Here is a 15332-nt window from a genome sequence, read left to right as displayed (position 1 = left end):
ACGAAGCGGCACCTCACAACGAACGCATCTTAATCGCTATGGTGTATGTCCTGTGTTACAATTAATTCAAAATAAATTTTGAAACGTAATTGTGAGGAAAGTAGGTATATCATGAAGAACCCAAAGGCTGGTGAAGTTATTGAAATTCAGAGTTACAAACATAATGGCGCCATCCACCGGGTTTGGGAAGAAACGACTGTCTTAAAGAGTACTTCTTCAATGTTAATCGGAGCGAACGATCGGGTGTTGGTGACAGAAAATGATGGTCGGACTTGGTTTACGCGCGAACCAGCGATTGCTTATTTTACGGCGAATTATTGGTTTAATGTTATTTGTATGTTACGAAATGACGGTGTCCATTATTACTCGAATATCGGCTCGCCTTACGTACTCGATGAAGGCGCAGTTAAATATATCGACTATGACTTGGATATAAAAGTTTTTCCGGATATGACTTATAAAATATTGGATGAAGATGAATTTATCGAACATAAACAGTTAATGAATTATCCGGTAGTACTTGAACGGATTTTGTACAAGCAGTTAGGCATTTTGGAACAATGGATTCTACAACGGAAAGGTCCATTTGCACCTGATTTTACAGAACGTTGGTATGAACAGTATCTGACTTATTGAATTGTGCAATAATAAATATGCTACAGACTGCTGGATCGTACTAAAGGCAGTCTTTTTTTGAAAAAATATCATGATTATAAAAATAAATAGTTGTTTTGAACTTACAAGCAGGTGAAGACATGGATAGTATTAAGAGGTATTTGGCCTTTGTTAAGCCATATAAATGGAAAATTTTCTTTACAATTTTAATTGGAATAGTGAAATTCAGTATCCCGCTATTGATGCCGTTAATTATTAAATATGTAATTGACGACATCGTTGGTGCTGAAGCATTGAGCAACAGTGAAAAGTTAGATAAACTGCTTTGGACGATGGGAATTGCATTCTTCTTATTCCTAATTATACGTCCTCCAGTTGAATATTTCCGTCAATATTACGCCCAGTGGGTAAGCAGTAAAATTTTATATGATATTCGAAATACATTATTCGATCATATTCAACGGTTGAGTTTGAACTTTTATTCCAGAACGAAAACTGGAGAGATTATTTCTCGAGTAATTCACGACGTTGAACAGACGAAAACGTTTATCATGACAGGGCTCATGAATTTGTGGTTGGACATGGTGACCATCCTAATTGCGATTGGTATTATGATCTGGCTTGATCCATTGTTGACATTAGTCGCAATCGTTTTGTTCCCTGTGTACGGATTTTCGGTAAAATACTTTTACTCACGTTTACGTAACTTAACACGAGAACGGTCACAAGCACTCGCTGAAGTGCAAGGTCATTTGACTGAGCGTGTACAAGGAATGCCAGTCGTACGAGGCTTTGCGTTGGAAGATCATGAACAAAAACAATTTGATGATCGAAATGCTAACTATTTAAACCGCGCATTAGCGTTTACAAGTTGGAATGCGAAATCTTATTCAGTAACGCATACGATTACAGATTTGGCGCCATTATTGTTACTCGCTGTCGGTGGGTATTTTGTCATCGATGGAAACGTATCGCTCGGTACATTGGTTGCCTTTACAGCATATATGGACCGTGTATATAATCCACTTCGACGATTAGTCAACTCTTCGACCCAATTGACGCAAGCACATGCTTCGATGGACCGGGTATTTGAATTCATGGATGAAGAATATGACATTACCGATGAACCGAATGCCAAACCAATGCAAGCTGTCAAAGGTGATGTTCATTTTGAAAATGTATCATTTAAATATAATCCAAATGAGTCATACGCACTTAAAAATATCGATCTAAAAGTCGCTGAAGGCGAGACAGTTGCTTTAGTCGGAATGAGTGGGGGAGGAAAGTCAACGCTTGTCAGCTTGATCCCTCGATTTTACGATCCAAGTCTTGGGAAAATTACGATTGATGGAATAGATATTACAAAGGTACAAGCACGAACGTTGCGTGACCAAATTGGACTCGTTCTCCAAGACACGATTTTATTCAGTGATTCTGTTGCGACAAATATTCGAATGGGAAATCCTGATGCAACTGATGAAGAAGTGATTGAAGCGGCAAAAGCAGCAAACGCCCATGACTTTATCATGGAACTTCCAGAAGGCTATGATACGCTCGTTGGAGAACGTGGTGTCAAACTATCCGGTGGTCAAAAACAGCGTGTTGCGATTGCGCGTGTCTTTTTGAAAAATCCACCACTACTTGTGTTGGATGAAGCAACATCTGCGCTTGACTTAGAAAGTGAACACTTAATTCAAGAGGCAATGAACAAACTTGCCCATGACCGCACGACATTTATCGTGGCTCACCGTTTATCAACGATTACCCATGCGGACCGAATCATATTGATTGAAGATGGACAAATAAAAGAACAAGGCAGCCATGAGCAACTCATGCGGAGAAAAGGAATTTATTATAACCTTTATCAAGTACAAGAACTGGATGATGAAGGTAAGCTAACGAAAAATAAAGTGAGAAATATTCGATAGAGTACTTCAAGAAAGCTAAAGTTAGAATAACCTACAAATAAGAGGTCTAAGCCACGTACGGCTTGGACCTCTATTTTTTGGCGTTATAAATGTTTTCGTGACCAGCAGGAATGCGAGGTTTAGTCAATTGACTGAAAAATTTGCTAAATTCTTTGCAGATAAATAGAGGGTTTCTGATAAAATGTATATAACATTTAATTGAAATGTTCATCAAACGCAGCCAGATGATAAAGAAATTTAAAGGAAAGAAGTGATATTTTGCTAGAGGATAAACCTAAATGTATTGAATGTGGTAAAGAGATTAAAGCTGATGACGTTGTTTTTATAAGAATGCGCTACCCAAAGCGTAAGGGGTTCACTGAAATAAAGGCGTATTTAAGTAACGAAGGGAAATTTATTTGTGAAAGCTGTTTTAATAAAGATACTAATTAAGGAATAAGGTTTATTGAATTAACGCGAATATTAGCGAACGAAGTATATTGTAAAACAAACATATATGAACGATTTTTGAGTAGCTAACTAAGGGGAGGTTGCATCATTATAATTGTATTTGGTTTATTTTCTTTTGTTACCATTATAATGTTTTTGATTTTATGTATAAAATTATTTACATACTTTGCTAAAAAGAAACCTTTTCCAAAAAAATGTTGATCGCAACGTTGTCAGGAGTTGTTTTGGTATCTTCTCTCTACATATATATAATGTATTTTTTTACATTTAACGATATTGATAAAGAATATACCCAAACAGGACCCGGACCTGTAATTTCACCCACAGGTGAGTATACGGCAAATGCATATTATGAACCATATGGTGGCGCAGCAGGTGGAGTTAATGTATGGGTAGAAATAACAAAACATAATGATGAAGACGAACAGAAAACGATCTATTATAGTGATGTGAATAATAACTTTAAAATTGAATGGGTAGATAAAGATACGCTATTCATTATAAATGAATCATCTGAGTACCCCGAACTAAATAAAAGTATTAAATTAGACGTGGAGAGAGAAATTTATCATGACAGAGGATTAGCCTGTCAGAGTTGGCTTATGAAAGATGAATATGAAACTTGTTATCAAAAATGAATGTCACTTTGGACTACGGAAAGCAAATCTGGAGACGAATAGCCCATAATTTTCAATTGTTAGCCATTTAACAGGATCAGACTTATTGAACTATGACGGAACAGAATTATTAAAGAAGGATATTAAGAAATTCAAAAGAAATTATATAAGCAAGTCATTTTGAAAGATAAGGTGGGAGTAAAATGAATAAATACATCGCAGCAATATTTACTTGTTCAGGCTTCATTATTATAGCTTTATCTGGTATTGGAAAAATACTTATGATCGGTTTACCAGAATTCTATGTAAACCAGGAAGAAAGTAGCATTATACCCTTAATAACATTTATAGGCGGCGTAATTACAGCTTTAATTGGACTATCTTTTTATATAATGAAGTTACTTACCTATGAAATTAGAAAATAGACAATCTTGCTCAACTATTAAATAGTAATGACAAAGCAGGTGTTAATCATGTCAAAAAGTTATGTTGCCGTTACATATGATGTTTGTGAACATAATGATTTATATGAAGATATGAATGAATATAATTTAGATTCTTCTGTTGATATGGGTAAGCAAGTAAAAAGGTTTGCTGAACAAGACATTGCTCCCTTAGTCAAAGTTTACGAGACGGCTTCAAGTGATATTGGGGAATTAACACTGTACAAGGAATATAAATTCAAGGAATTTGAGTGTGATTGTGAATAATAATTGCAAGTTACTCTAAAATCGGAGTCGCCATGCGCTTCCTGGCAGTCGTGATATTGAAATTAAAGTACTGTTTAACAGTGTAAACTTCCAACCGATCAGGGACCTCTTTTATTCCTCCAAAACGGAACCGAACGCTTCCACATCATAAAATTTATTTTCAGAAATGATTGAATTCATGATATAGTATGGGAAAAGCTTACATAAGGAAGAGCGATATGTCATTTCATAAATCCATTCTCGAAAATAGTATATTTCGTCCACTAACAGTGATTTCTATACTATTGTTGGTTGGTGGGTTAATCACTTCAGCCGGGCATGCTTTTTTGTTATTGTTTCTGGCAATACTCATCATTGCTATTTATGCATTGAGTCTATTTTATGAAAAACATGTGGATGACTTTTTGGAGGTTTCAGTTACACAAAAACAGCAGCGAGTGGACCCGGGGGATACCAGTTCAATTGAGTTGACAATTCGGCAAAAGGGTATTTTACCTTTATTGATGGGCAAAATTTCGTTGGAAATGGATGATGCCATTGAGTTAAGTGGGGGTAAAATGCATCGTCGTAGAGAACGAACATTTATCGAAAAGCCATTCAGCCTATTGTTTTGGGAAGAGAAAACAATAGAGTTTCCTTATACGGCGAAGCAGCGTGGCGTATCGCATATTCGTAGCCTGGAGATTAGTTTACCAAATCCATTCAACTTGAATCAGATTTATTTGAAGTTGGAGGATTTGAACTTAACGGAAGTTGTTGTTTTTCCAAAGAAAAAAGCTGTTCACAATTTGTTGCTTCAGCAGCCAAAAGGTAAAGGTGAACATGTAACTCAGCAATCCTTATACATAGATCGAGCTCGAAACATTGGCACAAGACCGTATGAATTTGGTGATCCATTTAATCAAATCCATTGGAAAGCAAGCGCAAGGACAGGTGATTTCCAAGTAAAAGTTGACGAGCGAGTTAGTCACTTATCACGGATGTTTCTAATCAATGTAAAGGTAACACGTGGGAACAAAGATGCATTTGAAGATATGATCGAGCAAATCGCTTACTTGGCGTTTGACGCTACTAAAAAAGGGATTCCTTACTCTTTATATATTAATATTTTATCGATGAATCGTGTGCCGTTTATTCATCAAGTTGAAGGAAAAGGGGAGAAGCATCTCGGGAATACGCTTGAACTATTGGCGCGCATCCAAGGAGGAACATTTACCGTACCGTTTGAAAACATGCTGAATCAAATCATATCGAAGGAACCATTAACGACAGATGTGATTCAAGCCGGGATGGATCACCCGGATTATGGCTACTATTATCGCTTGTTCGAACTAAAAGGATCTCGGGTCCATCATTTGCAGCATGAAGATCTCCAAGAAGAGGGGGTGGCTGCAGATGGATCATTTGCCTAATCGTTATGCTCAATTCTATCAATACGTCTTAGAGTTGTTCCCTTTATGGATTGTTGTTTATTTTTTCCATATGCAAAATGATCTTGGGGTGTCATTGATTTCTCTTTTCTGTCTAGCGATCGTAGCTTATGCAGTTAGTACGCTTGTTTTTTTGAAGTCAGGGAGACCGTTGATTGCTTTCGGCCCGATTTTGGCGGGTGGCTTGGCATTTTTGTTCGGTTATCATTTTTTGCTGGTGTTATTCATGGCCGTTGTTTTATTCGTTCGGATTGAATCTCATTTAATGAAACCGGATCAAGACCATGAAGAAACCATTCTCGTCAGTACGTTGGTGCTAAGCGTAGTCGCATATCTATTCAGTATAGGGAATGGCTACCCATTTGCGAACGACTACTTATTGATGGCGGCTGTCTTTTTGTTTACGTTTTTGCTTGGACGATTTTTGCTTTATTATCTTAGCGACCCGGATGGCGCAAACAGTGTCGGCAAAAAGAAAGTGGTTTGGTTTTTAGGTATTGGATTCGTATTGTTTGTTGGTACCTATTTGCTAACGTTTCTTTATCCGTATCTACGTTTTTTGTTTGAATATGTCTTTTACGGCGTGCTGATGGCTCTTGCTTGGATTGTTTCACCAATCATGAAGCTGACAGAGTACATTGATATCGAGCCGCCGGAACCTATTTCCATCGAAAATGAAACTGAAATCGTTACAGGTCCCCAACAACCGGAATCAGAGACAACGATGATTGGTACGTATATTGAATGGTTTTTATATGGAATCGGTGGGCTAGTGATCTTAATCCTTCTATTTTTAATTTTAAGGCATCGAAAAAAGTTGACACCAGAAGAAGCCTCACAGAAGGAAAAGACGGTTACGGTACAAAAGAATCGTACGACCGAGCAACACTTGTGGAAGAGCAATCGTCAACAGGCACCGAAACATGCCATCCGAAAAATTTATTATCAACTAGAGAAATGGGCTGCAAACCAAAAGCTCGGTCGTTACCCTGATGAAACAATCGACGAGTGGCTTGACCGGCAACAAATCTTTGGTAAAGAGCGGCAGCAAGTAATCGAACGTTATGAAAAAATACGTTATGCCGAAAAAAATGATGAGAACAAAATAAAATCATTTCAGAATGACATTTCCGTACTGAAACAAATGTTAAAAGGCAAGAAGGAGAGCAACAATGAATAAATGGTCCATCTATCAAGTAATCGTCGTTATCACTTTAGTCATAAGTGCTATTATTTTTAATCAGTTGGATGTTGATCTCCATTATCAAATAGGTGATTCGATGGGAATGGTTACTTCTCAGTTATTGGTTATGATCGGTTTTCTTTTCATTAGTGGTCTCATGTGCTTGATTTTTCTCTTTCAAACAAAGAAAAGCCAGACGTTTTTACAACATCCAGCTTGGAAAAAAATGTTACCAATTATATTTGCTTGGTTCACCATATCGTTCATTGCTCTCATCATTGCTTTTGAAAATGATTCATTTACAGAATTGCTCAATCACCGTGTTAGTTTTTATGCATTACTGTATTACTTCACGTTTTTATGGCAGTTGCTATTGATCACCGGTGTTCATAAATTTGCAGATGCAACAACGTCAGCGGAACGACAAATCGAATATTCATACCTTGTGAACCTAGCGTTAATGGTGTTACTTTTCTTTTTTGTTTAGTCGAAATCATGGTCAGATGCTTTCTTCAAATAACTTTTCATCAACATTTTACAATGCATCATTTCTTCATGATAATCATATAACATCGACGCAAGCGGGATTAATTTTAACCGCGCTTCTTCGTCACCTTCATCATAATAATTGATCAATTCAACAATCAACCCCTTAACATCAGGAGTTGAAACACTATGGAGCGGGTCGGTATCCTTTGAGCGGATCCGGCCTTGATACATCAGCATCAACTTCTCATGTGTATGCATGACTTTATCGACTTCTTTTAAAATTCGCCTACTGATATCTTTGGAAATATGCTCGATATCGTAATCCAGTCGGTGTAGTGTCGTCAATAAATCATAAGACTTTCGGGATAGTGAAATAAGCGAACGGAAAATGACTAACTTTCTTGCCCGTTCGATTCCCTTTGTTCTTGAATATGTCCGTTCTTCCGAGAATAACAAATACGTGTTCTCCAATTGCCAAAGTTCCGTGTTTAGCATTTCAATTTCTTTTTTGAGAGCAGGCTGATCGGCTAGATGCCTTGTCGTCACACGAATCCACTGCAAAAGATCGGAGGTTAACTCACTGATTTGGTTAAACAATTGGATTTCATATTTCGGCGGCAAGAAAGCCAAATTCACCAAGAACGCAGAAAAAATACCAATTAAAATAGTCGTGAACCGCATTCCGGCAAACTCTAAATAAACGACATTAGAAGAGTCCATCATCAATGCGAGAACAGCGATAATAGCGATAAAGGTAGTATCTTCCTTCATTTTGAAAAACGTACATATACCTATAACGAGCACAATACCTGCACCAATTAAGAAGGGAGCGTTTCCAGCTGTCAAGACGAGCGTGATTGCAATAGCTGAACCTAGAATGTTCGCTTGAATCTGCTCTGCCATCGTTTGAAAGGAACGATAGATGGAGGGCTGTAGTGACGTTGCGGCCGCAATTGTTCCAGCAAAGAATCCAGCCTCAAAACCAATCAAGGTGGCGATATACATCGTGATCATAATTGCGACACCTGTCTTGAATGCACGTGCACCTAATTTCATTAAATCAACCTCCACTTCTTTTCAAATATCGACGACGAGAATTTTTTCTCGTTTATAACGAATGTCGTATCTCTTTTTATCTTATAACAATCTACTACCTATAACAATCTGATATGCAACAAAAAAAGAAGCGTCCGCACAAATTGCGAACACTTCAATCTGGCAATACCAGAAAGGAAGGGAGTTTTCATAACATCGTTCCTTTAATAAGGGGTAATCCAATAATTCTGAATTATCTATATATTAACACATTAAATGAAAAAAACAAGACTATTTTTGCTTTTTTGGGGAAACTTTTTTATGTTTGTATTTTGCACGAACACTCGGATTGAAACTCTTCTATTTTTCTTGGCTGAGACGTTGCGCTACAGTGTTAATTTCTTCTGCTTCAGGGTTAAATGGCGTCGCTTCAGTGTTAATTCGTAAAGTTTCAGGGTTAAACGGCGTCGCTTCAGTGTTAATTCACGAAGCTTCAGTGTTAAACGGCGTGGCTTCAGTGTTAATTCACAAACCTTCAGTGTTAATACGCAAACCTTCAGTGTTAATCAGCATCGCTTCAGTGTGATCAATTCGACTTGGAGTTCTCCTACTTGCGATTGCAGATGATCAGCAATTATTACTACGGATTAGTCGAGCTTCATATAAAAGTACATAAAACTAGGATTTCGCCATTTCTGCAAAGCTATCATCAACTGCGTCTAATGTTTTTTCGATATCTTCGTCGGTATGAGCAATCGTTAAGAACCAAGCTTCAAATTTTGACGGCGCAAGGTTGATTCCTCGATCCAACATCAATTTGAAAAATCGAGAAAACATTTCGCCATCGGTATTTTCCGCTTGATCATAATTTGTAATTTCTTCATCGGTAAAGAAAACGGTAAATGCTCCTTTTAATCGGTTAATTTTTACCGGAAGACCATGCTTGCTTGCGCTTGCTAAAATTCCTTTCTCCAATTTTGCACCCATCTCGTCTAACCGCTCATAGTGGGCTGGATCATTTAAAACTTCAAGACAAGCAATTCCTGCGGCCATCGATGCTGGGTTTCCAGCCATTGTTCCAGCTTGGTAAGCAGGTCCGAGCGGCGCAACTTGTTCCATGATATCCGCTCGTCCACCATAAGCACCGATCGGAAGGCCTCCACCGATGATTTTACCCATCGCAATCATATCAGCATTCACACCGGTTAATTCTTGTGCACTGCCATAATGAAAGCGAAAAGCGGTAATGACTTCATCAAAAATTAACAAACTACCATTCTGATGTGTCAGCTCTTTCACTTTTTCCAAGAAACCAACTGCGGGTTCGACAATGCCAAAATTACCGACAATCGGTTCTACTAGGACACCGGCCACTTCATCGCCGTAACGATCTAATGCATCACGGAAAGCTTCCACGTCATTAAAAGGAACTGTGATTACTTCTTGTGCGATACTTTGAGGTACACCAGCAGAATCAGGAGTTCCTAAAGTAGCGGGTCCAGAACCTGCAGCAACCAACACTAAGTCAGAGTGACCATGGTAACAACCAGCAAATTTAATGATTTTCGTTCGATTCGTATACGCACGAGCGATACGGATGGTGGTCATCACTGCTTCCGTACCGGAATTTACAAAACGTACTTTTTCCAACGTTGGAATTGCATCTTTTAACATTCTCGCAAACTGATTCTCTAATTTTGTCGGCGTTCCATATAGTACACCATTATAAGCGGCTGTAGAAATCGCCTCAGCAATATGTGGATGTGCATGTCCTGTAATGATTGGACCATAAGCACCTAAATAATCGATATACTCATTCCCATCGACATCCCAAAAATGGCTGCCTTTCGCTTTTTCCATAAAAACAGGAGTTCCACCTCCAACCCCTTTATATGCACGTGATGGCGAGTTGACACCGCCGAGGATTAAATCATTTGCTTCTTGATAAAGTTTTTCAGATGTAGATCGGTTCATAACAACATACCTCCTAAAAGATTCTCGTTAACCATTCTAGCATAACGATTCGCGAACATCTTTTGAAGAGAAACTTCATATAATAAAGCACTAACGAAGAAACTGGTGATTACATGGATCGTTTATTTGCTATACTCGTCATACTGATTATCATTAGTAGCTTATTTGTGTTTATAAAAAATTATCAAGATGTGCGGGGTGCTTTTTCAAAAGAGCTGTTCACTTCGTTTATAGCCATCTACTTCATCTTGATGCTCGGTTTTGCGCTGCTCTATTTCTTGCTTTCCGAAGCAGGGTTTTCATTGCTCATCGATCAGCCGCTCCAAGCTGGTACGTCCTTCGAGCGGTTTTTTCACTCGGTTTATTTTAGTGGTGTTACATTAATGACTGTCGGTTATGGTGATGTAACACCAATCGGCATCGGTAAGCCAATCGCTTTATTTGAAGCGATGATCGGTTATTTACTCCCTGCAGCATTTTTGTACAAGCTCCTCGGTTAGTCGCCATGATGCAACTTATTTCCCGGGAAATTTCCCAGGTTCACTGGAGGTTTGTCGAACGGACGATGAAGCTGCGGTAAACGATATAAATATTTGTCACTGTCAGAAAACTTCGGTAATCTTATAGTACAAACAATCATAAAGGGGATGTTTTATATGACAGTAGAAGTAGGACAAACAGCGCCTGATTTCACACTACCAGCAAGTAACGGTGATTCCGTCAGCTTAGCGGATTATCGCGGGAAATACGTCGTTTTATATTTTTATCCAAAAGATATGACACCAGGCTGTACGACTCAAGCCTGTGATTTCAGAGATCAATATGAGAAATTTAGCGAGTTGGATGCAGTTATTCTAGGTGTAAGCCCGGATTCAGTTGATAGACACAACAAATTCATTGAAAAACATGAGTTGCCGTTTTTACTACTCGCAGATGAAGACCATCAAGTCGCTGAAACCTATGACGTCTGGAAGTTGAAAAAGAATTTCGGAAAAGAATATGAAGGAATTGAACGTTCTACTTTCATCATTGATAAAGAAGGGAATCTAGTGAAGGAATTCCGAAAAGTTAAAGTGAAGGATCACGTAGAAGAAGCACTACAATACATCGAAAACAATTTGCAATAAGACATGCTACTTAAAGGAGTAAAAACAATATGAAAGTACTAACGACATTCAAAACGAAAGCAGCAATCAAGGAAGATATGGAAAAAACATTCCCTCAAGTCGAGTTTTTATGGAAAGAATCGATTGAGGAAGCGGAAACGGAATTGCATGAAGCAGAAGTGGTTGTCACTTATGGTGTGGACTTGACTGAAGAACATATTGAGAAAGCAAAGAAGCTGAAGTGGATGATGGTTGTCTCAGCAGGGCTTGATGACATGCCGTTAAAGAAGATTGCTGAGAAGGGTATCGATGTGACAAATGCACGAGGAATCTCTGCGGGGCCAATGGGTGAATATGCAATTGCGATGTTACTCCAAGTTGAACGACAAGCGAAGGAGCTTTATGAACAAGAAAAAGCTCATGAATGGTCACGCGCGGTAAAAATGGTTGAGATTTCTGGGAAAACGATGCTGATTGCTGGAACGGGTGCAATTGGTCAGGAGGTCGCACGTTTGGTGAAAGCTTTTCGCATGAAAACGATTGGTATTTCAAAAAGTGGGCGTGCGAAAGAAAACTTTGATGAAACGTACACAATGGATGAACTGAATGCACAATTAGGGAATGCTGATTATGTAATTAATGTTTTGCCGGCAACAGAAGAGACAGAGAAAGTTTTTACTGGTACACAGTTCAACGCGATGAAAAATGATGCAGTTTTTCTAAATATGGGTCGCGGAACAACTGTCAATGAACAAGAGTTAATCGATGCCTTAAAAGAAGACAGAATAAGACATGCGATTTTGGATGTAATGGAAGAAGAGCCTCTAGATGAAAGTAGTCCATTGTGGAGTTTAGAAAATACCACTATTACACCGCACTTATCTGGAATCTCTAGACATTATCAACCGCGGGGTTTTGAGATTTTTAAACAAAACTTGGATGCTTACTTAAAAAAGGAAGCTTTTCCGCTCAATCAAATTGATGTTCGAAAGGGGTATTAATATGCGTATATATACACGTTCAGGTGACAAAGGAAAAACTTCCTTGATTTATGGGAAAAGAGTTCCTAAAAATGATGTCCGGGTTGAAGCCTACGGAACCTGTGATGAAACAAACTCAATGGTTGGCATGGCACTTAGTCAATTGGTGAATGAAACGTGGGAAGGGAAGCAGGAAGTCATTGATGCACTTCATAAAGTGCAGACTATTTTATTCCATGTCGGCGCAGAACTTGCAACACCTAGTGATAAAGAGGTCATGTGGAAGTTGAAACAAGAGCATATCGATCATTTGGAAGAAACAATCGATCGATGGGATCAAGATCTAGATGAATTGAAAAATTTCATCCTGCCATCTGGCCATCCAGCAGCAGCGAGCCTGCACGTAGCTCGGACGATTGCTCGCCGTGCGGAACGTGTCACGATTTCCATGGGTGATGACTTGACCAATCCATTGGTACAATCCTATTTAAATCGCCTTTCTGATTTCTTGTTTGTCGCAGCTAGATATGTGAATTATCATTTAGGTGGCGAGGAACTACCTTTGCATACAGATATTTAACGGAATCTTAGATACAGAATGGATCATCTCAAGTAATCCAATCCTCTCTTTTTAAGCAATGAACTGCTTAGCTTATTTAGAAAGAATACAATTTAATTGACAATCATGGGAGTCGCTTAGTAAACTAGATTATAAGCATTCTAATGTAAGAATATTATTATTTAGGAAAGCGAGGTGCATGACGGTGCCTGAGCAAAGATTACAAGAAGCATTAACAACCTTAAAGAAATCAGGTGTACGTATTACACCACAGCGTCATGCAGTGTTGGAATACTTGATGCAATCCATGAAGCACCCAACTGCAGATGAAATTTATAAAGCATTGGAAGACAAGTTTCCGAACATGAGCGTTGCGACCGTCTATAATAACCTTCGCGTTTTTTTAGATATCGGACTTGTTCGAGAATTAACATACGGAGATTCTTCCAGTCGATTTGATTGCAACACATCCGATCATTACCACATCATTTGTGATGAGTGTGGGAAGATTGTCGACTTCCATTACCCTTCATTAAACGAAGTGGAACAACTTGCTGAACAAGTGACAGGATTTGATGTAACGAACCACCGGATGGAAGTTTACGGCACTTGCGAAGATTGCCAGCAACTGGCAAAGCATTAGAGTAATAACGAAAGACACAAAAAAAGGGCTAACTAATTAGCCCTTTTTTACATATGCACATAATAAATATGAATGAAGTTGTTATTTGTCTTGTTGTTCTTTCCAATACTTTTTGGAATTATACTTTTCATCAAATTCTTTACCTTCAAGGTTGCGGTCGAATGTGAGAGGCTGCTTGCAATGCATACAAGCATCGACTCGTCCGAGCATCTTAGTTGGTTTTCCACATTCCGGACATTCAATCGGAATGGCTTTTGTCGATAACATGCCAATCCATAAGTAAATAACCGTACTCAACCCAATGGCTATTAGGCCAAGAATCATCAACGTGACTAACAACCATTCAATATTTCTGAAATAAAGTCCAATATACATAATGATCATTCCGGCAAAGATTAGCCCTAAAGCTACTGTCCGGATTTTATTAATTTTACTACTGTATTTTAACCCCATGGTGAACCTCCTTCTTTCCACAAGAAGTATAGCATATTTGTCTCATAACTTGTTAATGGAAGAATGAACATTCAATAGATTGTCGAAAAGATAAAAAGACCCTACCTATAGGAAAGAATTCTAAAAAATGGTTTCGTTTTGAATTGGCTTTGTCTAGAATGAAAGTATCTACCAATTATGAAAAAACATCCTACACAATCACCAAGGACACATTGAGGAGGATCATATTGAAGGGAATATGGAAATGGATTTTACCAATTTTGATTGTTGCAATAGTCGTTGCTGGTACATACTATTGGATGAATCCAAATTTTTTAGGGGAAAGTAACGAGACCGAACCAGAAGTGGATGAAGAAATTGAGCAAGCAAGAGAACAAGCAAAAGAAGATGTAACAGAAGAAGAGATTGAAGAATATCAAAAAGAAGGTAAAAACCCTTTCGGTCAAAAACGCGAGCAAAGCGAATTGAACGAAGCGTATTACAGAGAGTATATTCATGGGATGTCGCACCAAAAAGTAAAGGCCAATAAAAAATGGGGCTTCTATTTAATCACACAAGAAAGAATTGATTGGCTATTGAATGGGTTGGATGAAATATCAATCAATAATGAAGATATCTATCGTGATATACTGACTCGCTGGTCTAATGGAGATTTTTCACAAGCCGATGAAGACCATAATACAATATGGCGAATGCAGAATGGAACCGTCGGTGAAGCTTATGGCGTTATGAGTGAGGAAGAAGAAGCGGCATATATTGAGCAAGTGAGAGAAGGATCAGGAGACCGATAGTTGAAAGGGAAGTTGCATCGAGTAGACATTTGCATTAAATAGTTGCGAGAATGAAAGAATGAGAAATCATTTAACGACTGGAGAACCGGTAGTTAATGGGGGTGATCTAAGAAAGTGAAAAAAAGAAGAGAAAATCTATTGACTTCCATAAATACTCCATGCTATATTTATAAGCGTCGCAAAAACAGCTAAATAAGTTGCTAACACAAATTCAAAAAAAGTATTGACGCAAACTTGAATGCGTGTTACATTTATAAAGTCGCTGTTTTGAAGCGAAGAAACACAAAGAACATTTCGAACCTTGAAAACTAAACAAAATAGCCTGAAGTCAATTCGGTTTCTTTCTTATTGATTGGGAAAGAAACAAAC

18 protein-coding genes are annotated in these 15332 nt (G+C 38.2%); 15 read left to right on the top strand and 3 right to left on the bottom strand.

Going from position 1 to position 15332, the window contains the following annotated elements; translation table 11 throughout:
• Positions 1–111: 111 nt before the first annotated feature.
• The 9 genes from ntdP to KQ486_RS11130 all read left to right on the top strand — a co-directional run bounded on the left by ntdP (position 112) and on the right by KQ486_RS11130 (position 7420).
• Positions 112–636, top strand: coding sequence for a nucleoside tri-diphosphate phosphatase (ntdP, locus tag KQ486_RS11165; protein WP_144088169.1), 525 nt, complete (start codon positions 112–114; stop codon positions 634–636).
• 119 nt (positions 637–755) lie between these two features.
• Positions 756–2543, top strand: coding sequence for an ABC transporter ATP-binding protein (locus tag KQ486_RS11160; RefSeq protein ID WP_216687664.1), 1788 nt, complete (start codon positions 756–758; stop codon positions 2541–2543).
• Positions 2544–2801: 258 nt separating this feature from the next.
• Complete coding sequence (locus KQ486_RS14400) at positions 2802–2975, top strand: Fe3+ hydroxamate ABC transporter substrate-binding protein (protein WP_144162230.1); 174 nt, start codon at positions 2802–2804, stop codon at positions 2973–2975.
• 227 nt (positions 2976–3202) lie between these two features.
• Positions 3203–3631: a DUF5412 family protein gene (locus KQ486_RS11155; RefSeq protein ID WP_246569302.1), complete on the top strand. Its 429-nt coding sequence runs from the start codon at positions 3203–3205 to the stop codon at positions 3629–3631.
• Positions 3632–3813: 182 nt separating this feature from the next.
• Positions 3814–4035 carry a hypothetical protein gene (locus KQ486_RS11150; RefSeq protein ID WP_144163809.1) on the top strand — a complete coding sequence of 74 codons (222 nt, stop codon included), beginning with the start codon at positions 3814–3816 and terminating at the stop codon, positions 4033–4035.
• A gap of 48 nt (positions 4036–4083) precedes the next feature.
• Positions 4084–4320, top strand: a complete 237-nt coding sequence (locus KQ486_RS11145; protein ID WP_144163810.1) for a hypothetical protein — start codon at positions 4084–4086, stop codon at positions 4318–4320.
• 218 nt (positions 4321–4538) lie between these two features.
• A complete protein-coding gene (locus KQ486_RS11140; protein WP_216687663.1) occupies positions 4539–5732 on the top strand; it encodes a DUF58 domain-containing protein in 1194 nt (397 codons plus the stop codon).
• Complete coding sequence (locus KQ486_RS11135; RefSeq protein WP_216687662.1) at positions 5716–6930, top strand: MFS transporter; 1215 nt, start codon at positions 5716–5718, stop codon at positions 6928–6930. The genes KQ486_RS11140 and KQ486_RS11135 overlap by 17 nt, the downstream gene beginning before the upstream one ends.
• Entirely contained in the window at positions 6923–7420 is a 498-nt protein-coding gene (locus KQ486_RS11130; RefSeq protein ID WP_216687661.1) for a hypothetical protein, read from the top strand. The genes KQ486_RS11135 and KQ486_RS11130 overlap by 8 nt, the downstream gene beginning before the upstream one ends.
• On the opposite strand, the gene KQ486_RS11125 is transcribed toward KQ486_RS11130, so the two are convergent.
• Together KQ486_RS11125 and KQ486_RS11120 are read right to left on the bottom strand one after the other, a co-directional pair.
• Positions 7417–8478: an FUSC family protein gene (locus KQ486_RS11125; protein WP_144163814.1), complete on the bottom strand. Its 1062-nt coding sequence runs from the start codon at positions 8476–8478 to the stop codon at positions 7417–7419. The two genes, KQ486_RS11130 and KQ486_RS11125, sit on opposite strands and share 4 nt — an antisense overlap.
• Positions 8479–9135: 657 nt before the next feature.
• A complete protein-coding gene (locus KQ486_RS11120; RefSeq protein ID WP_216687660.1) occupies positions 9136–10431 on the bottom strand; it encodes a glutamate-1-semialdehyde 2,1-aminomutase in 1296 nt (431 codons plus the stop codon).
• A 113-nt stretch (positions 10432–10544) separates the two neighbouring features.
• Between KQ486_RS11120 and KQ486_RS11115 the strand changes: the two genes are divergently transcribed.
• From KQ486_RS11115 to perR, 5 genes are all read left to right on the top strand, one after another.
• Entirely contained in the window at positions 10545–10931 is a 387-nt protein-coding gene (locus KQ486_RS11115; RefSeq protein ID WP_144163816.1) for a potassium channel family protein, read from the top strand.
• Positions 10932–11087: 156 nt separating this feature from the next.
• Complete coding sequence (gene bcp / locus KQ486_RS11110) at positions 11088–11558, top strand: thioredoxin-dependent thiol peroxidase (RefSeq protein WP_216687659.1); 471 nt, start codon at positions 11088–11090, stop codon at positions 11556–11558.
• A gap of 29 nt (positions 11559–11587) precedes the next feature.
• A complete protein-coding gene (locus KQ486_RS11105; protein WP_216687658.1) occupies positions 11588–12538 on the top strand; it encodes a D-2-hydroxyacid dehydrogenase in 951 nt (316 codons plus the stop codon).
• Between the two features lies 1 nt (position 12539).
• Positions 12540–13097 carry a cob(I)yrinic acid a,c-diamide adenosyltransferase gene (locus KQ486_RS11100; RefSeq protein WP_216687657.1) on the top strand — a complete coding sequence of 186 codons (558 nt, stop codon included), beginning with the start codon at positions 12540–12542 and terminating at the stop codon, positions 13095–13097.
• A gap of 178 nt (positions 13098–13275) precedes the next feature.
• Positions 13276–13719 (top strand): peroxide-responsive transcriptional repressor PerR, encoded by a 444-nt coding sequence (gene perR / locus KQ486_RS11095; protein WP_144163820.1) that lies wholly within the window; start codon positions 13276–13278, stop codon positions 13717–13719.
• Between the two features lie 81 nt (positions 13720–13800).
• On the opposite strand, the gene KQ486_RS11090 is transcribed toward perR, so the two are convergent.
• The gene (locus tag KQ486_RS11090) at positions 13801–14172 is read right to left on the bottom strand and encodes a YgzB family protein (RefSeq protein ID WP_144163821.1); all 372 of its coding nucleotides are present in this window, start codon (positions 14170–14172) and stop codon (positions 13801–13803) included.
• Positions 14173–14399: 227 nt separating this feature from the next.
• On the opposite strand from KQ486_RS11090, the gene KQ486_RS11085 reads away from it, so the two are divergent.
• Positions 14400–14963 carry a DUF6241 domain-containing protein gene (locus tag KQ486_RS11085; RefSeq protein ID WP_144163822.1) on the top strand — a complete coding sequence of 188 codons (564 nt, stop codon included), beginning with the start codon at positions 14400–14402 and terminating at the stop codon, positions 14961–14963.
• The last annotated feature ends 369 nt before the right edge of the window (positions 14964–15332 follow it).

It is taken from the genome of Allobacillus halotolerans, from assembly GCF_018967645.1.
In the GTDB taxonomy this organism is placed as follows: domain Bacteria; phylum Bacillota; class Bacilli; order Bacillales; family Alkalibacillaceae; genus Allobacillus; species Allobacillus halotolerans.
This window is presented reverse-complemented; position numbering and strand designations above follow the sequence as displayed.